This is a genomic window from Streptomyces sp. NPDC006872 (genome assembly GCF_040635845.1).
In the GTDB taxonomy this organism is placed as follows: Bacteria; Actinomycetota; Actinomycetes; order Streptomycetales; family Streptomycetaceae; genus Streptomyces.
In genome coordinates this window covers 378054-400934 of sequence record NZ_JBEYIL010000008.1, presented here as the reverse complement: position 1 = coordinate 400934, position 22881 = coordinate 378054, and the positions used below count along the sequence as shown (strand labels likewise).

The 22881-nt window shown below is 72.6% G+C and carries 16 protein-coding genes; 7 read left to right on the top strand and 9 right to left on the bottom strand.

Going from position 1 to position 22881, the window contains the following annotated elements; all coding sequences use genetic code 11:
• Positions 1 to 67: 67 nt before the first annotated feature.
• From ABZ725_RS25365 to ABZ725_RS25350, 4 genes are all read right to left on the bottom strand, one after another.
• A complete protein-coding gene (locus ABZ725_RS25365) occupies positions 68 to 565 on the bottom strand; it encodes a peptidylprolyl isomerase (RefSeq protein ID WP_358804862.1) in 498 nt (165 codons plus the stop codon).
• 76 nt (positions 566 to 641) lie between these two features.
• Positions 642 to 2120, bottom strand: coding sequence for a glutamate-cysteine ligase family protein (locus ABZ725_RS25360; protein WP_358804861.1), 1479 nt, complete (start codon positions 2118 to 2120; stop codon positions 642 to 644).
• A 115-nt stretch (positions 2121 to 2235) separates the two neighbouring features.
• Positions 2236 to 3162 carry a hypothetical protein gene (locus tag ABZ725_RS25355; RefSeq protein ID WP_358804860.1) on the bottom strand — a complete coding sequence of 309 codons (927 nt, stop codon included), beginning with the start codon at positions 3160 to 3162 and terminating at the stop codon, positions 2236 to 2238.
• Positions 3163 to 3235: 73 nt separating this feature from the next.
• On the bottom strand, positions 3236 to 4534 hold the full coding sequence (locus ABZ725_RS25350) for a GH25 family lysozyme (RefSeq protein ID WP_358804859.1): 1299 nt from the start codon (positions 4532 to 4534) through the stop codon (positions 3236 to 3238).
• Positions 4535 to 4833: 299 nt separating this feature from the next.
• Here ABZ725_RS25350 and ABZ725_RS25345 point away from each other — a divergent pair, with 299 nt between their 5' ends.
• The 4 genes from ABZ725_RS25345 to ABZ725_RS25330 all read left to right on the top strand — a co-directional run bounded on the left by ABZ725_RS25345 (position 4834) and on the right by ABZ725_RS25330 (position 11794).
• Positions 4834 to 5688, top strand: a complete 855-nt coding sequence (locus tag ABZ725_RS25345) for a hypothetical protein (RefSeq protein WP_358804858.1) — start codon at positions 4834 to 4836, stop codon at positions 5686 to 5688.
• The gene (locus ABZ725_RS25340) at positions 5685 to 7892 is read left to right on the top strand and encodes a bifunctional serine/threonine-protein kinase/ABC transporter substrate-binding protein (protein WP_358804857.1); all 2208 of its coding nucleotides are present in this window, start codon (positions 5685 to 5687) and stop codon (positions 7890 to 7892) included. Before ABZ725_RS25345 ends, ABZ725_RS25340 begins: the two co-directional genes overlap by 4 nt.
• 12 nt (positions 7893 to 7904) lie before the next feature.
• Complete coding sequence (locus tag ABZ725_RS25335) at positions 7905 to 10109, top strand: bifunctional serine/threonine-protein kinase/ABC transporter substrate-binding protein (protein WP_358804856.1); 2205 nt, start codon at positions 7905 to 7907, stop codon at positions 10107 to 10109.
• A gap of 83 nt (positions 10110 to 10192) precedes the next feature.
• The gene (locus ABZ725_RS25330) at positions 10193 to 11794 is read left to right on the top strand and encodes an MFS transporter (protein ID WP_358804855.1); all 1602 of its coding nucleotides are present in this window, start codon (positions 10193 to 10195) and stop codon (positions 11792 to 11794) included.
• Positions 11795 to 12080: 286 nt separating this feature from the next.
• On the opposite strand, the gene ABZ725_RS25325 is transcribed toward ABZ725_RS25330, so the two are convergent.
• The gene (locus ABZ725_RS25325) at positions 12081 to 13271 is read right to left on the bottom strand and encodes an MFS transporter (protein ID WP_358804854.1); all 1191 of its coding nucleotides are present in this window, start codon (positions 13269 to 13271) and stop codon (positions 12081 to 12083) included.
• Between the two features lie 133 nt (positions 13272 to 13404).
• Here ABZ725_RS25325 and ABZ725_RS25320 point away from each other — a divergent pair, with 133 nt between their 5' ends.
• Complete coding sequence (locus ABZ725_RS25320; RefSeq protein ID WP_358804853.1) at positions 13405 to 14925, top strand: glycoside hydrolase family 3 N-terminal domain-containing protein; 1521 nt, start codon at positions 13405 to 13407, stop codon at positions 14923 to 14925.
• On the opposite strand, the gene ABZ725_RS25315 is transcribed toward ABZ725_RS25320, so the two are convergent.
• A complete protein-coding gene (locus tag ABZ725_RS25315; protein WP_358804970.1) occupies positions 14922 to 16157 on the bottom strand; it encodes a glycosyl hydrolase in 1236 nt (411 codons plus the stop codon). The two genes, ABZ725_RS25320 and ABZ725_RS25315, sit on opposite strands and share 4 nt — an antisense overlap.
• Before the next feature lie 85 nt (positions 16158 to 16242).
• On the opposite strand from ABZ725_RS25315, the gene ABZ725_RS25310 reads away from it, so the two are divergent.
• Both ABZ725_RS25310 and ABZ725_RS25305 read left to right on the top strand, forming a co-directional pair.
• Positions 16243 to 17262 (top strand): BadF/BadG/BcrA/BcrD ATPase family protein, encoded by a 1020-nt coding sequence (locus ABZ725_RS25310; RefSeq protein WP_358804852.1) that lies wholly within the window; start codon positions 16243 to 16245, stop codon positions 17260 to 17262.
• A gap of 5 nt (positions 17263 to 17267) precedes the next feature.
• Positions 17268 to 19487 carry a glycoside hydrolase family 3 N-terminal domain-containing protein gene (locus ABZ725_RS25305; RefSeq protein ID WP_358804851.1) on the top strand — a complete coding sequence of 740 codons (2220 nt, stop codon included), beginning with the start codon at positions 17268 to 17270 and terminating at the stop codon, positions 19485 to 19487.
• Here the strand turns inward: ABZ725_RS25305 and ABZ725_RS25300 are convergent.
• From ABZ725_RS25300 to ABZ725_RS25290, 3 genes are read right to left on the bottom strand one after another with little or no spacing between them, the layout of a single operon-like run.
• Positions 19477 to 20355: a carbohydrate ABC transporter permease gene (locus ABZ725_RS25300; RefSeq protein ID WP_358804850.1), complete on the bottom strand. Its 879-nt coding sequence runs from the start codon at positions 20353 to 20355 to the stop codon at positions 19477 to 19479. The two genes, ABZ725_RS25305 and ABZ725_RS25300, sit on opposite strands and share 11 nt — an antisense overlap.
• Positions 20352 to 21347: a sugar ABC transporter permease gene (locus ABZ725_RS25295; RefSeq protein ID WP_358804969.1), complete on the bottom strand. Its 996-nt coding sequence runs from the start codon at positions 21345 to 21347 to the stop codon at positions 20352 to 20354. The genes ABZ725_RS25300 and ABZ725_RS25295 overlap by 4 nt, the downstream gene beginning before the upstream one ends.
• A 26-nt stretch (positions 21348 to 21373) precedes the next feature.
• Entirely contained in the window at positions 21374 to 22747 is a 1374-nt protein-coding gene (locus tag ABZ725_RS25290) for an extracellular solute-binding protein (RefSeq protein WP_358804849.1), read from the bottom strand.
• Between the last annotated feature and the right edge of the window lie 134 nt (positions 22748 to 22881).

The window sequence follows — 22881 nt, the reverse complement described above, 5'->3', positions numbered from 1 at the left end:
CGCACGGGTACCGCCCGCGGCCGGCCGGGGTGCTGTCCCCGGCCGGGCGGGCGGTGCGAGGCCGCTGTCAGAGCTGGCCGGACGCGGAGATGGTGATCTTCGCCGAGGTCGAGCCGCTGCCGGAGCCGAGCGACTCGATCTTCTTGACGAGGGCCATGCTGTCCTCGTCGGCGACCTCGCCGAACACCACGTGCTTGCCGTCGAGCCAGCCCGTCACGACCGTGGTGACGAAGAACTGCGAGCCGTTGGTGTTCGGGCCCGCGTTGGCCATGGACAGCAGGCCCGGACGGTCGTGCTTGAGCTTGAAGTTCTCGTCGGCGAACTTCTCGCCGTAGATGCTCTTGCCGCCGGTTCCGTTGCCGCGGGTGAAGTCACCGCCCTGGAGCATGAAGTCGGGGATGACCCGGTGGAAGGAGGAGCCGGCGTAGCCGTAGCCCTTCTCGCCGGTGGCGAGCGCGCGGAAGTTCTCCGCCGTCTTGGGCACGACGTCGTCGAACAGGTTGAAGTGGATGCGCCCGGCGGGTGCGTCGTTGATGGTGATGTCGAAGTAAACCTTGATCGTCATAGCTCTATCCTGCACGGTCCGGGGAGTGCTGTCGCACAGTGGGTCTCGTGTCGGCGCTCGCACCCCCTCTGGCCAGTCAGTCCACCGGCCAGGTGTGGGCGGGAGCGTTGAGGTGCATGTAGTCGATGTACTGCTGGGTCATCCGCCGCAGGGCCTCGTGGCGGTCGACCCGGGCGGAGGCGGTGATGCGGTGGAACGTCTCCTTCTGCCAGACGGCCCCGTTGCGGCCGGTGACACACCGCTGCTCGATGATGCCGAGCAGCGGCTCCCGCCAGGCCGCGTCCATTCCGGAGCGCTCGAGCCCCAGGTGCGCCAGCGGCAGCAGCCGTCGCAGCACGAGCTCGGGCACCGGCGCCTCGCCCATCCCCGGCCAGTACAGCCGGGCCTCGATGCCGTGCCGGGCCGCCGTGTGCAGATTGTCCTCGGCGGCCCGGAACGACATCCGTGACCACACCGGCCGCTCCTCCTCCACCAGGGCGCGGGTGAGCCCGTAGTAGAAGGCGCCGTTGGCGAGGGTGTCGGCGACGGTCGGGCCGGCGGGCAGACAGCGGTTCTCCACCCTCACGTGCGGCCGGTCGTCGGCGACGGCGTAGACCGGGCGGTTCCAGCGGTAGATGGTTCCGTTGTGCAGGGTCAGCTCGGGCAGCTCGGGGACGTCTCCGCCCGCCAGCGTCTCGCGCGGATCCTGTTCGTCGCACAGGGGCAGCAGAGCGGGGAAGTAGCGCAGGTTCTCCTCGAAGAGGTCGAAGACACTGGTGATCCACCGCTCCCCGAACCACACCCGGGGCCGTACCCCCTGCGCCTTGATCTCCTGGGGGCGGGTGTCCGTGGCCTGCTCGAACAGTGGGACACGGGTCTCGTGCCAGAGCTCCTTGCCGAACAGGAACGGCGAGTTGGCCGCCAGCGCCACCTGGACGCCGGCGATCGCCTGCGCCGCGTTCCAGTAGGCGGCGAACTCGTCGGGGGAGACCTGGAGATGGAACTGGGTGCTGGTGCACGCGGCCTCGGGGGTGATCGTGTCCGCGTAGGTCCGCAGCCGGTCCACGCCGTCCAGCTCGATGTGCAGATCCTCGCCCCGCGCCGCGAAGACCTGGTCGTTGAGCAGCCGGTAGCGGGCGTTCTCGGACAGCGCCGACTCGCCCACGTCCGTCTGCCGCAGGGTGGGCAGGATGCCGATCATGATCAGATGCGTGCCGACCGACCTGGCACGCTCCTCCGCGTGATTGAGCGCGGCGCGGATCTCGGACTCCCAGGCATCGGGGCCGCCCTCGGTCAGCCGGCGGGGCGGGACGTTGATCTCCAGGTTGAAGCGGCCCAGCTCGGTGGACCAGGCGGGGTCCGCGATCGCCTCCAGGACCTCGCTGTTGCGCATCGCCGGCTCGGCCCGGTCGTCGACCAGGTTCAGTTCGATCTCCAGGCCCACCTGGGGCCGCTCGGACTCGAACCGTGACTCGCGCAGCATCTGCGCGAACACCTCGAGACACTCCTGCATCTTGATCCGGTACCGGCGGCGGTCCTCGCGGGTGAAGACCAGCGCCGGGACATCGCGTCCCATCGGTCCTCCCGGCACGTCCGTTGTCGGACGCCTCCTGCCTCCAGCGTCGCACCACCGGACGCCCCCGACCAGGCGGGATCGGACCTCGGGAGCGGCCTCGGGAGCGGACCTCGCTCTACCCGGCGGGCCCGGCCAGGCGTTCCACCTCCCGCGCGGCGTCCTGCGCGGCCCGTTCGGCGCGGGCCACGGCGGCAGCGGCCGCCCGACGCCGTTCCCCGGCTTCCCTCTCCTCCCGGCCGGCTCGCTCGAGCTCCTCGCGTGCCTGCCGGAGCTGTTCCTCGGCGGCGGACAGCTGCCGTCCGGCCCGCTCGTGCCGGTCGTGCGCCTGCTGCAGCACCTCGTCGGCGTCCGCCTGCTCGGCGCGCAGATCACGGAGGCCTCGATCGGCGGCCCGGGCCGCCCGGCGCGCCGCGCCGAGCTGCTCCTGCCGCTGCCGGCGCCGCTCGGCGAGCTCGTCCTTCGCCCGCGACCGGGACGAGGGCGGCGGTACGACATCGGTGGGCTTGTGCGGTCCGCCGGCGGCCGAGGCGGCGACCGCCGGAAAGTCCGCCGGCGGGGTGAGGGCGCTCTCCAGACGTCCGGCGGCCCACCGGTCTGCCGCGTCCTCATCGGCGAGCACGGCGCGCAGAGTGGACTCGACGTCCTGACGAGCCGCGTCCGACAGCCGGTGTCCGGCCTCGAGCGCCAGCTCACAAGCCTGCCGGGACAGCGCCGAGACGACGCTCCGGCGCTGCCCGGACAGCTCCTTGATCCCGTCGGCGTCCAGGGTCCGGTAGGCCTCGCGCAGTGCCTGCCCCAGCTCCAGGAACCGTCGGCTCTCCTGCGGCCGCGAGCGCAGCAGCAGGTTCGCCGCCCAGGCCGCGAGCGTGGGGCGGCGGGCGGCACGGATCCGACGGGCGTCCTCGGGGCGTCCGTCCGCCTTGGCCGCCGCGGCCAGCTGCCCTCTCCGGGAGACGAAGTCGGACGGCGGCGTGGTGTGGAGCTCGTCGAGAAGATTCTCCACGTCGTGCTCCGCACCGTGCCGCACACCCTTGCGCCCCATGATCGTCAGCTTCCATCCGGTCGGGCCGCCGCGCACCTCGGGCGGCCGCGTGTGCCGCGCCGAGACGGCTGTCTCAGCGGTTGGCCAGGCGGTCCAGGTCGTCCTGGGTGCCGTTGAAGACGTCCGCGGTGGCCGGGGCACTGATGCCGTCGAAGAGCGCGGAGGCGGTGTACTGCCACATCAGCCAGGTGCTGGAGCCGGTCGGCAGCGGGGGCTCGGTGATCGACCGGCGGTAGTCCGCGAGCTGCAGCGGATACCCGGCGAATGCGGTCGTCGAGCCCAGGCAGTCGTCGAGGAACGACTTCTGCGTGTAGATGACGGGTTTCCGGCCGAACGCCGCCTCCACCGTGTCGAGCCAGGCCATGGCGTCGGTCACCGAGCCGTAGGTGGGGCAACGGCCGCTGCCGTCGTCCATCCGTTCCAGGTCGAAGATCGGCGGCAGGTCCCCGGGACGCTGTCCCGTGTAGCCGACCGCGCGTACGGCGGCGATGAACCGCTCGGCCTGCGCGGCTCCGGTGTCGGGGGAGGTGGCGGTGTAGAAGTGATAGGGCGCGACCGCGAGCCCCGCGGCTCTGGCGCCTTCCAGGTCCGTGGCGAGGTACTCATCGGTCACATTGGTGCCGCGGGTGGCCTTCACGGTCGCGAACTCGACGCCGGAGGCCCGTATCGCGTCCCAGTCGATGGGCGCGCCGTCCGGATGCTGGTACTTGGCGGTATCCAGACCGTCGATCGGGTAACCGGTCGGGCGTGGTGGCGTGCAGTACGCGTTGCGGCTGGACCAGTCGGTGAGTCCGGTCCAGGTGTTGGGCCCGGCGACGGCGTCCGCGCCGAGGCCGGCGCAGAGCTGGAACTCGACGACCCGGTTCGCGGTGCCGCCTCCGAAGTCGCCGTCGATCGCGAGCGGCGGGTGGTGACCCGGCTCCATCGCCAGGTTGAGACGGCACTGCAACTCCTTGACGTCGACGCCCTTCGCGCCCTGGCGCAGCACCGGACGGGCGGTCGAGTGCCCGCACACGGAAGCCGGTGGGACGCCTGCCGCTCCCGCGGGTGAGCACGGCTGCGGATGTGCGGACCACGAGGTGAGCGCGGCCCAGGTCAGGGGGCCGATCTCGCCGTCGGCGGCGAGTCCCGCACAGTGCTGAAACGTCCTGACCCGTTCCTCGGTGGCAGGTCCGAAGGACCCGTCCGCCGCGATCGGCGTGTGACTGCCGGCCTTGGTCGCCAGGTTGAGCTCGCACTGTGCTTCGAGCGTGGCCTGGCCGGTGGACCCTCGCTGGAGCAGCGGCTGTTCGGCGGTGTGACCGCACACGGCGACCGCGGCCGAGGCGTCGACCTCTGCGGCGTCGACCGCCGTCGTCCCCAAGCCGAGCATGATCAAGACGCTTGCTGAGGCCAGACCTCGTCTGAGCGTCCTCGGTCCCATCCGTTCCTCCTGAGATTGCCGGTGTGCAGGCGCCGGCCGCGTCGGTCGCACCGGTCGCACAAGGCTGCTTGATTTGCTCTGCACCTGCCAAACTGCCTGTGGTGCATCGAGCATGAGTGAGTTCGAGGGGCCCGCCCGAACCGTGCGGTAACCCGGACAGGCGCAGGCCAACGGTCTTACTCTTTGTCGTGCGTGAGTGAGGCCTGGGAGAGGGCTGACACGGTGCGGAGCGCCGGGGGGCGGGAGCAGTGGACAGAGGGCTTTTACGGGGCTTATGCGCCCTTTCGGCGAGTGGCTTACTGCTGATCACCGGATGTTCCGGCGACGGCGGTGGATCCGGCGACGGGAAGTCCACCGCGAAGCCGGCGGAGACGACCACCGGAACGGTCGCGCAGGGGGAGGACGCCCAGGGCGACTCGGCCGACGGAGCCTCGGCCACCCCCAGCGCCGCGCCCACCGCGCTCGACATCACCCTTGACCCCGACCGCGCCCCGAAGACCCGCGCGGACGCCGTGCGCCTGGCCGAGAAGGTCGCCGCGGGTCCGGAGCTGTGGGGAGTCGGCTTCGTCATCGCGTCCCCGGACAGCGATCCGGGCACCTGGCCGGTCCTCGACAGCCGCTGCGTCTGGCAGCGTGAGCCCGTGCCCGACGACGTGCTCGCCAGCATCACCCGCTACAGCGAACTCCCCGCCGCCGACGGCAAGGGCCCGATCAGGGTCGCCGCGACCGTCACCGTCCACAGGGACGTGGACGGCGCCGACTGGGAACAGGCATCGACCCTCGAAGAGGCGCTGCGCTGCCCGGAGCAGACGCTGCGCGCGGGGGAGAAGGTCTCCGGCCTCAACTCCGTCGGCATCCCGTTCGGCACGAACGGCAACGAATACGCCGAGGACGCGCTCTACGAGACCGGCGACTATCAGAGCGACGCCCTGGGCGGTCCCTACTCCTACATATGGACCCAGGCCCGCATCGGGCAGGTCACCGTCGCTGCCACCGGCCGGGTCTCCCAGGGCCACTCCGGCGAGGAGCTGAGTTCGGCCCTGGCCGAGACGCAGAGTTCCATGCTGGTCCGCCTGGAGACCGAGCTGGAGGTGGCCGAGTGACCGGCCCCCTGCTGCCCTCCGACCCCTCCCGCCTCGCCGGGTACCGGCTGCTCGGCCGGCTCGGCGCCGGCGGCATGGGCGTGGTCTACCTCGGCCGCACGGACGACGGCGCGCCGGCCGCCGTAAAGGTGATCAAGGCCGAATACGCCGACGACCCCGAGTTCCGGGCCCGATTCCGGCGTGAGGTCGAGGCCGCGCGACGGGTCAGCAGTCCCTGGGCGGTGCCCGTGGTGGGCGCCGACCCGGAGGCCGCCGAGCCCTGGCTCGCCACCGCCTTCGTCCCCGGGCCCTCGCTCGCCGAGGCCGTCGCCGAGTGCGGGCCGCTGCCCGTGCGCAGTGCGCGCGTCCTGGCCAAGATGCTCGCCGGGGCCCTGGCGGAGGTGCACGCGGCCGGTCTGGTGCACCGGGACGTCAAGCCCGGCAACGTGCTGCTCGCCGTGGACGGGCCGCGGCTCATCGACTTCGGGATCGCGCGGGCCGCCGACGACACGGCGATCACCTCCGCCGACATGATCGTCGGCACCCCCGGCTTCCTCGCGCCCGAGCAGGCCGAAGCCCGCGCCGACGCGCTCGGCCCGGCCGGCGACGTCTTCTCGCTGGGCTGTCTGCTGGCCTACGCGGCGACCGGCCGCCCGCCCTTCGGCACGGGTGCGGTCGACGCCCTGCTCTACCGCACGGTGCACGACGATCCCGACCTCGAAGGCGTCGACGAACAACTGCTGGTCCTGCTGCGGCCGTGCCTGGCCAAGGACCCGGCCGAGCGTCCCTCGGCGGCCGGGCTGCACGGGCTGATCATGGAGGACACCCCGGGCGAACCGGCGGGCTGGCTGCCGCAGGACGTCGTACGGATCATCGCCGAGAGATCGGCCGCGATGCTCGCCCTGCCGGACATCGAACCGACCGTCGCCGAGCCGCCCGCCACAGCCGAGGCCCCGCCGAGCCGGCGGCGGTTCCTCGTCGCGGGGGCGGGCGCCGTACTTGTGGCGGGCGGCGGTGCGGCGGCGGTCTGGGCGGCACTCCGCGACGACGGTGACGGTGACGGGAAGGCGTCCGGCGCGGGAACGGGCGGGTCCCGGGAGTGGATCGTCGGGCTCCAGGCGGATCTCAGCGGCCCGGCGAAGGCCCTCGGCCAGGCGCAGGAGCGCGGGGCGCGGCTCGCCGTCGAGCAGTTCAACGCCCGTAAGGACAAGCCCTTCACGCTCACCCTGAAGACGGCCGACGACCGGGGCGACGCGAACCGGGCGGGCGCCGTCGCGCGTGCGTTCGTCGAGGACAAGGACGTGCTCGCCGTCCTCGGCCCGACGTCCGACACCCCCGCCCGCGCGGTCCTCGCCGTGTACGACGAGGCGCTGCTCCCGCTGATCTCCGTGTCCGCCGGGGCGAGCATCCTGAGCACCGTGGAGAACCGCTCCTTCCTGCACGCCCGCCCCAACAACCTCGAGGCCACCGCGTCCATCACCATGCTCCTGACCGTCGGCGGGACGGCACTGGGCGCTCAGTACGCGGCCGGCCCGGCGGCCGGCGGCCCCTCCCGGCGGCCCGGTCTGCTCCTGGACCGCAGCGCGGGCGACTACGCCTGGGAGAGCGTCGGCTCGGTCAACGCGGTGGTGCGCAACGCGGGCCTCACGCCCTACCCGCGGGTCGTCCCGGCCGGTACCGACGCCTTCCGGCCCATCGTCACCGACATGCTCGCGGCGGGCTCCGACGCCTTCGTCTACGGCGGGTACGCGCCGGGCGCGGCCGCCTTCGCCCGCGCCCTGACCGCGGCCGGCTTCGACGGGCCGGTATACACCCCGGGCGCCGCGCTGACCACGGAGTTCCTCCAGGCTTCGGACGAGGCCGGGGACGGCTGGCTGATCACCGCCACCTGTGTCGACCCCACCGAACTGCCCGCGGCCGCCGACTTCACCGCAGCCCATCGCAAACGGTTCGGCAGCGCCCCCGCCTACTTCGCGGCGGAGGCCTACGACGTCGTCAACCTGATCGCGGACGGCCTGCGCAAGGCCGGGAAGCGGCCCACGCGCGCCGAGCTGATCAAGTCGCTGCGCGCGACCGCCTATCAGGGCGTGACGAAGGCCTTCGCCTTCACCCCCGACACCGGGTCCTTCGTCACCCCCGCGAGCGGCGCGGTCTTCGGCTACCGGGTCGACGGCGGCAGGTTCCGTTTCCTGGGCCCGGCCTCCGTACCCTCCGCGTCGTCCTAGGGCTGCCGCACCGTGCCCGTCGCCGCCCTGCGCCCCGGGGACCCGCCCGTCATCGGCGGCCACCGGCTGCTGGGCCGGCTCGGCGCGGGCGGCATGGGCGTGGTGTACCTGGCCCGGACGCCGGGCGGGGCACTGGTCGCGCTCAAGGTGATCCGCGCCGAGTACGCCGCCGACCCCGCCTTCCGGGTGCGTTTCCGGCGCGAGGTGGAGGCGGTGGCCCGACTCGGCGACCGAAGCGAGACGGGGGTCCCCGCGGCCGAAGGCCGGGGGGAGGTCGCGGGGCGGCCCCGCGGACGCTGGCTGGTCCCGGTGACCACCGCCGACCCGGAGGCCCGCGAGCCCTGGCTGGCCACCGCGTACGTCCCCGGGCCGCCGCTCATCGACGCGGTCGCCCGGTACGGGCCGCTGCCGCCGGAGAGCGTACGGGTGCTCGGCGCCCGGCTGGCCGAGGCGCTGGCGGAGGTGCACGCGGCCGGACTGACCCACCGGGACGTCAAGCCCGGCAACGTCCTGCTGGCCCTCGACGGACCGCGCCTCATCGACTTCGGCATCGCCCGCTCGGCGGACGCGACCGCGCTCACCGCGAGCGATGTGGTGATCGGCTCCCCGGGCTATCTCTCGCCCGAGCAGGCCCAGGCGGGCGGTCGGGAGCGGGTCGGCCCGCCGAGCGACGTCTTCTCGCTGGCCTGTGTCCTTGCCTTCGCCGCCACCGGCCGCCGCCCCTTCGGCACCGGCACCCCGGCCGCCGTCATCTACCGCACGGTCCACGACACCCCCGACCTCGCCGGCGTACCGGACCCGCTGCTGCCGCTGCTGACCGCCTGCCTCGCGAAGGAACCCGGCGCCCGGCCGTCGGCGCGGGAGGTGCACGAGGCCCTCGACCCCGGCGGTACGGCCGAGGAGGGTTGGCTGCCCGTTCCCCTCCCGGGGCTGATCGCCGAACGGGCCGCGCGGGTACTGGAGTTGCCGGCTCGGCACCCGCCCGACCCGGACGACACCCAGGTGGACACCCGGCCCGCACGGAGGCGCCTCGTGATCCTCGGGGCGGCCCTGGGGGTGCTCGGCGCGGGCGGCGGCGTGGCCGCGTGGGTGTCCCGCGGCAGAGCCGGTGGGCCCACCGGCCGGGCGGGGGTCCCGCTCCCCCGGTACACGATCGGGCTGCACGCCGATCTGAGCGGCGGGCAGAAGAGCCTCGGGCAGGCCCAGGAGCGGGGCGCGCGGCTCGCCGTGGAGCACCACAACGCCCGTACGGACCGGGACTTCGACCTCGTGCTGCGGGTCAGGGACGACGGCGGGAAGCCGGACCGGGCGGTGCGGACCGCCGCCGCCTTCGTGGCCGACGACGCGGTGTACGCGGTGATCGGCCCCACGACCGACGCGACCGCCGTGGCCGCCAAGGAGACGTACGAGAAGGCCCTGCAGCCCGCGCTGATCGTGTCCGTCGGGGACGAGGAGCTGTCCGACAGCGCAGCCGAGGCGATCTACCAGCTCAGGCCCAGCGACAGCACCCTGACGGCACCGGTGCTGTGGTACCTCACCCACGTCGAACCCGTCCACCGGACCGCCGTCGTCGACGACCGGGCCGCCGGAGAGAGCGGCTGGAGGAAGGCCAGGTCGGTGAGCGAGTTCCCACCCTCCAACGGCACCACCACCCTCCATGCCGTCGCCGCCGACAGCGAGGACTTCCGCCCGGCCGTGGACGCGGCCCGCGCCGCCGGCGCCGAGGCCCTCGTCTACACCGGAGCCTCCGCCCACCGGGCCGCCCTGTGCGCCCGCGCGGTGCGTGAGGCGGGTTTCGTCGGGCCGTGCGCGGCCCTGGAGCCGGTGCTGGGGCCGGCCTTCCTGGCGGAGGCGGCCAAGGACGCCGAGGGTTGGGTGTTCGCCGCCGCCTATGTGGATCCGTCGGCTCTGACGACGGCGAAGGCCTTCGCGGCGGCCTACCGCAAGCGCTACGGCGTCGCCGAGGTGGGCGCCTACGCCGCCGAGGCCTACGACGCGCTCGGCCTGGCCGCAGAGGGGCTGCGGCTGCTCGGCCCGGACGGGGTCGAGCGGGGCGGCATGACCCGCAGGCTGCGCACGCTCACCTACCGGGGCGTGAGCAAGGAGCTGTCGTTCAACAGGACGACGCTGCAGATCCTTTCGGGACCCGCGCTCTTTCTGTACCGGGTGGAGGAGGGACGTGCCCGCTTCCTGGGTCGGTACGAGACGGTGAAGTGAACGCCCGGGGAGCGCCGGAGCGCTCCACGGGCTCAGCGCATGCGTCGTCGGTGGAGCCGGGGCAGACTGAAGTGGTGACTGGCATGTACACCAAGCGCCAGGCGGGAAGCACGTCCGCAGGGGGTGGTGCGCCTTCGCAGTCGGTGGCGCTCGCGGCCATGATGTTCGCGGTGGCGATGACGTTCATCGACCAGACCATCGTGGCGATCGCGACGCCGGACATCGTCGACGAACTCGGCCTCTCCGCCTCCGGCATGCAGTGGGTCGTCAACGCCTATCTGCTGGCGCTGGCCGCGTTCTTCGCCCTCGGCGGACGGCTGGCCGACCTCCTCGGTCCTCGGCGGATCGTGGTGACGGGCACCCTGGTGTTCGTGGTCTCGTCGGTCCTGTGCGGCTGCGTCCCCCGCGGCGACGCCGCCCTGACCTGGCTCATCGTCTTCCGGACCACTCAAGGGCTGGGCGCCGCGCTGCTCTTCCCCGCGGCGCTGGCGGTCGTCGTGGCGGTCTTCCCGGTGGAACGACGCGGACGCGCGCTGGCGCTGTTCTTCGGCGTCACCGGGGCGCTGACGGCCCTCGGGCCGCTGCTCGGCGGCTGGCTCACCGACTGGACCTGGCGGGCGATCTTCTGGGTCAACGTGCCTGTGGCGATCGTCGCGTTGATCCTGACGGCCATGGCGCATGTGTCCGATCGCCGCCGCGACGAGCCCTTGGACGTGCCGGGCGCCGCGCTGATCGCGGTCGGCATGGGCGTGAGCGTGCTCGGCTTCCAGCAGGCGTCGGCGTGGGGTTGGGACAGCGCGATCACGTGGGTGTGCATCGTCGGCGGCCTCGGGGTGCTGTACGTGTTCTGCCGCTACGAGCTGCGCACGGCCCATCCGTTGGTCAAGCTCGCGGTCTTCCGGGACCGTGCGTTCGTCGTCGACTCCTTCGTGCTGTTCTTCGCCATGCTGGCGTTCGTCCCGCTGTTCTACTTCGCCTCCGTCTACGCGCAGGTGTCCCTGAGCGCCTCGCCCAACCAGGCGGCCCTGTACCTGCTGTACTTCTTCGCGGGCTTCGCGCTCGCCTCCCAGTGGGGCGGGCGGATCCTGGACCAACGAGGCGCGCGGCCGGCCATGAAGCTCGGCTGCGCGGTCGGCGCGATCGGCTTCGCACTCTGGGCGGGCAAGCTGACCGATCTGTCGATGCACGACCAGTGGCCCTACGCGGCCCTCGCGGGGGCCGGAATCGGCTTCATCCTCGCGCCCGCCTCGACGGACGCCGTCAACCGGGCGATCGACGCCTCGTACGGCGAGGTCACCGGTGTCACCCAGACGATCCGCAACTACGCCGCCAGCGTCGGTCTGGCGCTCTTCGGCACGCTGTTGACCCACTCCATGACCGACAAGGTCACGGACACGCTCGAGTCGCGCGGGGTGCCGTCCGAAGCGGCGGGCGACGCGGCCAGGGGCGTCGCGGAGGCGGTCACCGGCAACGCCGACGACCAGCGGTTCAGCGGTGGCGGCGCGGTCGCGGACACCGTGCGGGAGTCGATGTCCGCGATCCGCATGGACTTCGCCGAGGCCAACCAGCGGGTGTTCTACGGCATGGCCGTCGCCCTGGGCATCGGTTTCCTGGGAGCGCTCCGGCATCCCGGCGGCACACAGCGGTCCGAGGAGACATCGGACGACTCGCGTGCCCGTCGTTGAGCCGGGGAAGCCGGACGGCCGCCCCGGCTCCCGTGCCTCAGCGGCTGCGCAGCGCGCTGGTGGTGAAGAATCCCATGGCTGCGGCGCTGACCAGGGCGCAGACGGCGAGGAGAGCGGTACGTCGCATCGAAGGGCCTTTCCGGTGATGAAGGATGGGTTCTGCAGGTTGGTTCTGAAAGTTGTTCTGCAGTTTGTTCTGCAGGTTGCTCTGCAGGTTCTGTTCAACGTCCGTCGGCCCCGCCCCGCTTCGCCCATGGACCGAACCCACCCGTACGGCTGCGGGCGTTCACCTGCCTGCCGGTACCGGCCGCCGCAGCAGATAGGCGGCCGCGGTCGAGACGAGGACGGCCATGCACGCGATGAACACCAGCCCGGCGCCCTCCAGACCCATGGGCTCCGCCAGTACGCCCACCCCGATCACCGGCACCGAGATGCCCGTGTAGGCCACCACGAAGAGCGTCGAGATCACCGCCGCGCGCCGGTCCGGCGGAGACGCCCCGGCCACCGCGGCGAGCGCCGCGCGAAACGCCAGCCCCTGCCCGGCCCCGCCGACGATCGCGCTGAGCACCACCAGCGTCAGCGAGTCCCAGCGCAGCGCGCCCGCGAGCAGCGCCAGCCCGGCCAGCAGCGCGGCGCAGCCCAGCGGCAGCGAACGCGCGACCCCGACCCGGCCGACGGCCAGTTGTCCGGCTGTCGAGGAGAAGAAGGCCAGCGCGACGACCAGACCGCTGACGGCGTGGTTGTGCACGTCCAGGGACTGGGCGAGGAACGCGGGGCTGACCGAGGTGAACACGCCGAACAACGCGAACCCCACGAACGAGGCGATCGCCGCCGGCCCGAACACCGGGCGCACCTGTGCGGGCAGGCCGGGTCGCTGCGGCCGGACCGTGCTCAGCGGTCTGAGGTCGTGCACGGTCTCCGGCAGCCGCAGCACGACGACGACCGAGCAGGCGACCAGGGCGAGATGCACGACGAACGGCAGATACAGCGGCCAGGGGGCGTACTGGGCGAGCACACCGGCGAGCAGCGGACCGCAGCCCAGCCCGCCCATGTTGGCGGCCGTCGCCACGAACGTGGCCCGCGAGGCGCCGCCGGGCGGGGCCAGGTCCATCACGTACGCCGTGGCGGCGCCGGTGAACAGACCGGCGGAGAGCCCCGACAGCAGCCGCCCCGCGTACAGCCAGCCCAGCCCGGTGGCGCACAGGAAGCAGACGGCGCTCGCCGCCGCGCAGCCCAGGCCCCACAGCAGCACGGAACGTCGGCCCACGGTGTCCGAGGCGTTGCCCGCCAGCAGCAGTACGCCGATGACCCCGAAGGCGTACACGGCGTACACGACGGTGACCGTCAGCTCGGAGAAGCCGAACTTCTCCTGATAGAGGCCGTAGAGGGGGGTCGGCAGCGTGGTGCCGACCATGCACACGGCGAACACGGCGCCGGCCAGCAGACAGGGCAGCCACCCTCGGCGATCACGGTCCATGCCGGCGACAGTAACGCCGTGCGCAGCCCTGGCCAGGTGCCCGTCCACCCGGCGAGTCGGGCCGCTTCCGCTCAGCCGGCGAAGACACGGTTTTTTGAATCACCCATCCATGCAAATGTTGACTTTCGGCTTGATGAGCCAGAGGATTCCGGAGGTGACGCACTCCGCCTCCGGGCCCGTCGGCCCGGCACTCCCCGCGGCCCTCGACGAGGCGGCCCACCGCTGCCTCGTCGCCGGCTTCGACGGCACGACGACCGTCCCCGACCCCCTGAAACGGCTCATCGACCGTGGACTGGGCGGGGTCATCCTGTTCACCCGCAACATCCGCGACGCCGACCAGGTCCGCGAACTCACCGGCACCCTGCGGACGTTGCGCCCGGACCTGCTCATCGCCATCGACAACGAGGGCGGCGGCATCGGTCACCTGGTGGCCGCGGGCGCCCCCGAGGTGCCCGGCTCCTGGGCGCTCGGCGTCGCCGACGATCCGGCGCTCACCGCCGCCTGCGCCGACGCCCTGGCCGGCCATCTCCTCTCGCTCGGCATCACCGCGTCCTACGCGCCGGTGGCCGACGTCCAGAGCCGGCCCGAGAACCCGATCGTGCGCACCCGCGCCTTCGGCGCCGACCCCGAGCTGGTCTCCCGGCATCTGCGGGCCTGGATCGCGGCCACCGAGGCGCGCGGGGTGGCCTCCTGCGCCAAGCACTTCCCCGGCCACGGCGGAACCGTCACCGACAGCCACCACGAGCTCGCGGTCGACCCACGGCCCTACGACCGGCTCGACCTCGCGCCGTTCCGGGCGGCCGTCGAGGCGGGCGTGCCGATGCTGATGAGCGCCCACGTCGTCTTCCCCGCCCTCGACCCGGACCGGCCCGCCACCCTCAGTCCGCGGATCCTCTCCGAGCTGCTGCGCGGCGAACTGGGCTTCGACGGCGTCCTGGTGAGCGACGCGCTGGAGATGAAGGCCATCGCCGACCGCTACGGCGAGGCGGCAGGCGCGCGGCTCGCGCTCGCGGCGGGAGCGGACCAGGTCATCGTCGCCGTACCGGACCTGGAGGTCACCCTCGCCTGCCGGGACGCCGTGCTCGACGCCCTGCGGTCCGGCGAGCTGGCCCCCGAGCGGGTGACCGAGGCCGCGGCGCGGGTACGGCGGCTCGCGCTGCGCTACGCGGTGCTGCCGTACCGCCCGGACGACGTGGCCGCGTGGGACGAGGAGGCCGGGCTGACGGCGGCGAGAGCGGCCGTGCGCAGCGCGGGATCCCGGCCCGAGCCGGTGCACGGCGCCCATGTCGTCGACTGCTTCCCGCCCCCGCACCCCGCCCTCAACTGGGGCGGCGAGGACCTCCTGACCGCACTGCGCGCCCTCGACCCGACGGCCACGGGGACGGCCGTCGCCGGGGAACCGGAGGACGCCGAGGACCTCGTACGGGAGGCGCTGCGGGTGGCGCAGGGGCGGCCGTTGGTCGTCGCCGTGTGCGACGCGGAGCTGCATCCGTGGCAGCGGCGGATGCGGGACGCGCTGCTGGCCGCACGGCCGGACACGGTGCTCGTCTCCACCGGGTTGCCCGAGCCGGGCGGCCGCGCGCTGTGCGCGTACGGGAGGGGGCGGGTGAACCTGCGGGCGCTCGCGGAGGTCCTGACCGGCACCGCGAGCTAGACCTTGAGCAGCTCCGTGATGCCCCGGGCCGCCAGGTGGGACGGGTCCTGTGCGCGTTCCGCCAGGACCACCGCCGGGCGGACGCCCTCCTGGCGCAGCCGCATCCAGGCCTCGAAGAACGCGCCGCCCGGACCGGAGACCGAGCGCGTGGACGGGGTGCAGTCCAGGACCAGGGCCGTGGTGCGCGGCGGCGCAGGGACGGGCGCGGCGCGAAGCTCGGCCACCGTGGCGGACAGGGCGTCCGCGATCGGCTTGGGGCGGCCCGTGGAGTCGAACAGGCCCAGCGTGTACTCCAGCTCCGGGAAGTCGGCCAGGGCGCGGTCGACGTCGTGCGAGCACCACCAGGTGACGCCCCACAGCCGCGCGCAGCCGGCCGCGTTGCGCAGCGTCGCGCGGGCGAAGTCGGGGGCGTCGGCCGCCGGGATGTGCGGCTCGGGCGCGCCCGTCTCCTGGACCCAGACCGGGCGCGCCGGATCGGTGGCGTAGGCGGCCGCCAGTTCCGTGCCGTACTCCGCGAGGTGGTGCACCTGCGGCGAGCGCGGGCCGTAGCGGCGGGCGCAGTCGGCGGAGAACACCCAGGGGTGGACGGTGGTCAGATCGCCCTTGCGGGCCGAGGCCTCCGGGGTGAACGGGTGGTCGTCGCCGTACCAGGCGGCGTCGTACGCGGAGTGCGTGACCAGGCCCGCGTCCGCGCCCAGCCCGTCCCGTGCGGCGGCCAGCAGGGTGTCCAGGTAGTGGTCCACCTCGGCCGGCGACACCGGGTTGTGCTCGACCAGGTTGTTGAGCTCGTTGCCGAGCTGAAGACCGATGAGGCGAGGATGGCCGGACAGGGCCCGGCCCAGCGTGCGCAGCAGCAGCGCCTGCGCCTCGACGGCCTCGGGGTCGGTGAACACGTTGCGGTGGTGCCAGCTGCGCGTCCACTCCGGGTAGAAGTCGAAGCTCGACAGATGGCCCTGGACGCCGTCCACGAGGACGTCGAGCCCGCATTCGCCCGCCAGGTCCACCAGGCGGACGAGCTGGTCCACGGCCGAGGCGCGCACCAGCGTGCGGTTGGGCTGGAGCAGCGGCCACAGGTGGAAGACCCGGACGTGGTCCAGGCCCAGCCCGGCGATCTGTGCCAGGTCCTCGCGCGCGAGCCCGGGGTCGAAGTCGTGCCAGGCGTGGAACCAGCCCCGGCGTGGGGTGTAGTTGACACCGAAGCGGAGCGCGGATGCGGGCGGGGGTGTGTCGATGGGGTCCTCCTCGCGAGACGGACTCTGACGGGCCCTTGCCGGCGGGCCTTGTCTGAGGCGAATGTATCAACCACCATGGGGAGCAATGAATAGTGATTTGAACCAGGCTTTGGTGGTCGGCCTCGACGCCGGCGGCACCCGTACCCGTGCCGTCCTGGCGGACCTGGGCGACGGCCGCGCGCTGGGCGAGGGCACGGCCGGACCCGGCAACGCGCTCACCGTGCCCGGCCCGGAGCTCGCCGACCACCTCACCGAGGCGCTCGCGGCCGCCGTGCCCGCACCCCTGCGCGGCCGGGTGGCGGCGGTGGCGGGCGGTTTCGCCGGCGCCGGCCATCAGGGCCAGGGCGCGGACGAGCCCGGCCGGGTGCGCGCCCACATCGCCCTGGCCACCGCACTCGCCCGGCTGGGCATCGCCGCCGGGGCCGAGGTCCACAGCGACATCGAGATCGCCTTCGCCGCCGCCCCGGGGCACCCCGCCGACGGGCTGCTGCTGGTGGCCGGCACCGGCGCGGTCGCGGCCCGGATGGTCACCCGGGCCCCGGCCGCGACCTCCGGCGGCGACGGCTGGCTCCTGGGCGACGACGGCAGCGGCTTCTGGATCGGCCGCAGGGCCGTGCGCTCGGCCCTGCGGGCGGCCGACGGCCGGGGCGCGCCCACCGTCCTCGTCCGCGCGGTGGGCCGGGAACTCGGGCTGCCGCCGGGAGTCCTGCCCCCGGAGGGCTACGGCGTCGCCGACGCCGTCCCCTGGAGCGCGACCCTGCGCACCGCCTACCGGGCGCACCTGCTGCCCGCGGTGATGGACCGCCCGCCGGTCCGGCTCGCCGACCACGCCCCGCTGGTCGTGGCGGCGGCCGAGGACAAGGACGCCGTGGCCGGGGAGATCCTGCGCGAGGCCGCCCGGCTGCTCGCCGAGACCGTGACGGCACTGGCGCCCCGTCCGGGCGAACCTCTGGTCGTCACCGGCGGTCTGCTCGCCCCCGACGGCCCCCTGCTGTCGCTCCTGGCCGAACACCTGGCCCCCTTCTCGCTCACCGTCACGCCGGTGTCCGACGGCGCGCCCGGAGCGGTGGCCCTGGCCCGCCTCGCCCACGGCACCGGAAGCTGACGCCGATGACCCCGTACCCGTATCTCGACCCGACCGCCCCCCTCGACACCCGCGTCGCCGATCTCCTCGCCCGGATGACGCCGCGCGAGAAGGTCGGCCAGCTCAACCAGCGGATGTACGGCTGGGACGCCTACCGCCGCACCCCGGACGGGGACTTCGAACTCACCGAGGCCCTGCACGCCGAGACCGAGCGGTTCGAAGGGCTCGGCGCCCTGTACGGGCTGATGCGCGCCGACGCCTGGTCCGGCGTCGACCACGGCCACGGCCCGGGCGCCGAGGACAGCGCCGATCTCGCCGACCTGGTCCAGCGCCATGTCCTGGAGCGCAGCCGGCTGCGGATCCCGGCCCTGTTCGTCGAGGAGGTGCCGCACGGCCACATGGCCCTCGACGGCACGGTCCTCCCCGTCAACCTGGCGGTCGGGGCCGCCTGGGACCCCGCCCTCTACCGGCGGGCCGCCGCCCACGCGGCCGCCGAACTCCGCGCCAGGGGCGGCCACGTCGCCCTGGTCTCCGCCCTGGACATCGCCCGCGACCCGCGCTGGGGCCGCACCGAGGAGTGCTACGGCGAGGACCCGCACCTCGCGGCCCGGCTGACGGAGGCGCTGGTGCACGGCATGCAGGGGGAACCGGCCGAGTACTTCGCCGCCGACAAGGCCGCGGTCGTCCTCAAGCACTTCGCCGGACAGGGCGCCACGGTCGGCGGCCGCAATTCCGCCGAGTCCGAGCTGGGCCCGCGTGAGCTGCACGAGATCCACCTGCCCGCCGCCCGGGCCGGCGTCCGCGCCGGGGCCGCCGCCCTGATGGCCGCCTACAACGAGGTCGACGGCCTGCCCTGCTCCGGCAACCGCGCCCTCCTCACCGGGCTCCTGCGCGAACGCTGGGGCTTCGAGGGACTGGTGATGGCCGACGGCCTCGCCGTGGACCGGCTGGCCCGGATCACCGGCGACACGGTCTCCGCGGGCGCGCTCGCGCTGAACTCCGGTGTGGATCTGAGCCTTTGGGACGAGGGCTTCACCCATCTGACGCAGGCGGTCGAGCGGGGCCTGGTGAGCGGGACGGCCCTCGACACCGCCGTCGCCCGCGTTCTGCGGCTGAAGTTCCGCCTCGGCCTCTTCGAGGACCCGTACACCCGACGGGCGCCGATGCCCGACGGCGGACGCGAACTGAGCACCGACCTCGCCCGGGCCTGTGTCACCCTCCTGCACAACCGCGAGCGCGTCCTCCCCGTCGGCCCGGCGGTACGCCGGATCGCCGTCCTCGGGCCGCACGCCGCCACCGCCGCCCACCAGCTCGGCGACTACACCGCGCCCCAGCGCCCGGGGACCGGCGCCAGTGTCCTCGACGGCCTGCGCAGGCTCGCCCCGCCCGGCGTCGAGGTCCGTCACGCACACGGCTGCGCCCTCACCGGCGACGACCGCACCGGCGTTCCCGAGGCGGTCGCCGCGGCCGCCGCCTGCGACCTGGCCGTGCTGGTACTCGGCGGCAGCAGCGCCCGGACGCCCGAGACCGAGTTCGACGCCAACGGCGCGGCCCTGACCGCCGTCTCCGAGATGACCTGCGGCGAGGGCGCCGACCTCGCCGGACTACGGCTCGGCGACGCGCAGTACGCGCTTCTCGACGCCGTCGTCGCGACGGGCACGCCCACGGCGGTCGTCCTGATCCAGGGCCGCCCGCACCTCGTGCCGGACACGGCCGCCGCGCTGCTCACCGCCTGGTACCCGGGCCCCTGGGGCGGCGAGGCGATCGCCGAGGTCCTGCTCGGGCTCACGGAACCCGCGGGCCGGCTGCCCGTCTCCGTGCCTCGCTCGGCGGCCCAGCTCCCCGTCCACTACAACCACAAGGACACCGAGTACGGCGGCTATGTGGACGAGAGCGCCGAGCCGCAGCACTCCTTCGGCCACGGGCTGTCGTACACGAGCTTCGCGTACGGCGAGCCGCGGCTGACGGGACGCACCGTCGAGGTGGAGGTCACCAACACCGGGGAGCGGCACGGGCGTTCGGTCGTGCAGGTGTATCTGAGGCGGTTGATCACGTCCTCGTGGCCGCGCACCCTCGAACTGTGCGCCTTCGACGGTGTCCGCCTCGCTCCCGGAGAGCGCCGTACCGTCGCCCTGACCCTCGACGACGGACAACTCGCCGGGGCCGACTCCGTCGAGATCCGTGTCGCGGAGTCGGCCCCGGCGGCACTGACGGCCGTGCCCGTAGTCCTGGATCTCAGAGCTTGACCGCTCCCGACGACACGCCCTTGTAGAACCACCGCTGCGTGATCACGAACAGCACCAGCACCGGGACGACCGAGATCACCGACCCGGCCATGACCACCCGCTGGTCGTAGCCGAACGACGAGCTCTGCAGCCGGGACAGACCCAGCGTCAGCGTCATGTGCTCCTCGGAGCGCAGCACGATCAGCGGCCACAGGAAGTCGTCCCAGGCGCTGATGAACGTGTTGATGACGACCACCAGGATCGCGCCCCACGCGGACGGCAGATACAGATACCGGAACCGCTGCCACTCGCCCGCTCCGTCGAGCATCGCCGAGTCCTCGATCTCGCGCGGCACCGCCAGGAACGCACCCCGCATCAGCAGGACGTTGATGGCGCCGACGAACCCGGGCAGCCATACGCCCGCCAGGTTGTCGACCAGTCCCAGGTCGCGGATGCTCAGGAACAGCGACACCATGATCGACTCGAAGGGGAACATCATCGAGGCGATCAGCACCACCCAGACCGCCCTGCGGCCCTTCCAGCTGGGCTTGGAGAGCATGTAACCGGCCGTGGTCGAGAACACCAGCTGGCTGGTGATCGACAGGACGACCACGATCATGCTGTTCCTGATGTACGTGGCCACCGGCACCTGTTCGAAGACCTGCCGGTAGGCGCGCAGGGTCGGATGGTGCGGCAGCAGGGAGGCGTTCGCCCCGAACACGTCCTCACTGGTGCTCTTCAGCGAGGCCAGCAGCTGCCAGACCAGGGGGCCGACGGTGAGGCCGAGGACGAACAGCAGCAGCAGATAGCGGACGACCAGCTCGCCGGGGCGGCCGTAGTCCCGCCAGCGCGGCAGCAGGCGCCGGGGCTTGTCCACCGCGGTCGTCATGACTCGTCCTCCTTCGTCAGACGCTGCGCCAGCAGGGTCAGACCCAGCGTCAGCACGAACAGCGCGACGCTGACCGCCGAGCCGTAGCCGGCGTTGCCGGTCAGCGGGTCCAGGCCGACGTCGCGGATGTAGAAGGGCAGGGTGCGGTCGGCGCCGCCGGGGCCGCCGGTGGAGCTGCCCAGCATGTAGATCTCGGTGAACACCCGCAGCGAGCCGATGCCGGTGAGCGTGCCGACCAGCATCATGGCCTGCCGTACGCCGGGCACGGTGATGTGCCAGAAGCGGCGGACCGCGCCGGCGCCGTCCATGGAGGCCGCCTCGTGCAGTTCCTTCGGCACGTTCCCCAGCGCGGCCAGGTAGAAGACCATGTACCAGCCGAGTCCCTTCCAGAGCGTGAGCCCCATCGCGGACAGCAGGATCAGCCAGGAGTCGGACAGGAACGGGATGGCGTCCTTGATCAGATGGGACTTCTCCAGCCAGGTGTTGATCAGGCCGTCGTCGGCCAGCAGCCACTGCCAGCTCAGACCCACGACCACGCTGGAGGCGAGCACCGGCGTGTAGAAGGCCGACCGGAAGAAGCCGATGCCGGGCAGGTTCTTCTCCACCAGAACGGCCAGCATCAGCGGCAGGAACACCATCAGCGGCACGACGATCACCGCGTACAGCACGCTGTTGCGGGTGGCGAGCCAGAAGTCGTCGTCGCCCAGCATCCGGCTGTAGTTGTCCAGGCCCACGAAGGACGCGGCGCCGCCGAGCGGCTTGGCGTCGGTGAACGACAGCAGCAGCGTGTTGAAGAAGGGGAAGACGCCGAACACCACCGCGCAGAACACCGCGGGGGCGGTCCACAGCCACGGCAGCCACCAACGGCGGTACAGGGCCGCTCCGTTGGCGCCGGGAGCGGGGCCGGGCAACAGCGCCCGGCCGAGGCGGCGTACACGGGACGGGGCCGGGCCCGCCACGGAGGCGGTGCGCTCCGCGGCGGGCCCGGACACCGGCTTCACGATCTGGGTCGCCACGATCAGCCTGCCTGCTTCAGCAGCTCGTTCGCCTTGTCCTGGGCGTCCTTGACGGCCTGTTCGGGGGTCTTCTTGCCCTGCATGGCCAGCTGCACCTGGGACACGATCGCGTTCTGCACGGCCGGGGAGAGGCTGGTCTGGTACGCGGTGGTGGTCTTCAGCTGCTCGGCGACCAGCTTGCGGGCCTGGGAGAACGGGTCGTTCCCGGTGACGTTCTGGAAGAACGGGTCGTTCAGGGAGGTCGTGGTCGTCGGGAAGATCACCACCTTCGGGTCCTTGCACCAGGCCGTCTGGTTCTCGGCGTTGGTGAGGAACTCCGCGAACGCGAGGGCGGCGGGGGCGTTCTTGCTGGTCGAGGCGACTCCGATGTACTGCGGGGCGGCGGTGACATGGCCGAGCTGGTCGTACGGCTGCTGGCCGACCCCGGTCTTGGCGTAGACCGACGGGCTGTTCTGCTGCACGAAGCGCACGAAGCTCGGGTTCGTCGAGCCGTAGGCGACCTTGCCCTGGCTGTACAGCGTGGAGGGGTCGTTGCTGGAGGACAGCGAGTCCTTCGGCATCGCGCCCTCCTTGTACAGCTTCGCCATCCAGGCGACCCACTCGACAGTCCTCGGATCATTCGCGAAGACCGCGGACTTGCCGTCGGCGGACAGCGTCTTGATGTCCATCTGGTCGAAGTCGGCCGGGATCCGCCAGATCGGGTTGGCCATCGTGGCGTAGTACTTGCCGTTGGCCGCCTTGGCGATCTTCTCGTAGTCGGCGAACAGACCGAACACGGTCGTCGGCGGCTTCGCCGGGTCGACGCCGGCCTTCTTCAGCAGCTCGGTGTTGTACGTCAGCAGGATGCCGCCGGTGTACCAGGGGAACACGGTGTGCGCCGACGCGCCCGAGGCGTCCTTGAAGGTGCTGGAGTTCCAGAACGCCGGCACGAACGGCTTCGCCGCGTCGGGGTCCTTCATGCCCAGGTTGAGCAGATAGCCCGCCTTGGTGAGGGAGGTCGCCGTCTCGGCGTTGAGGTTGAGCACGTCCGGCAGGGTGCAGGCCTGGGCGTCGGCGACGGTGCGCGAGGTGAACGTGTTGTCGCCGGGGTCGTCGATCCACTTGACCGAGGCGTCGGGGTGGGCCTTCTCGAACGCCTTGATCACTCCGTTGAAGAAGTCCCCGAAGTCTTTCTTCAGATTGGTCGTCTGGAAGGTGATCTGGCCCTTGACGTCCCCCGTGAGCTTCCCGGAACCGACGTTGCCCTGGTCGACCTTGCAGCCGCCGGCTGTGGAGTCCCCGCTGTCGGAGCCGCCGCCCGACAGGCCGCAGCCGGCGGCGGTGAGGGTCAGGGCTATGACGCCCGCCACGGTTCCGGTCAGTCTGCTCGCGCGCATGGTGCCTCCTGTTGCTGGTTCAAATCACCAACTTGGACTCCGATTGATGAAAAGGTGGACCAGAATTCATCGGAGGTCAATGCTTGCCGTGTTGCTTTTCGGTTCCGGGCGGTTACCGGCGCGTCAGCGGCCGC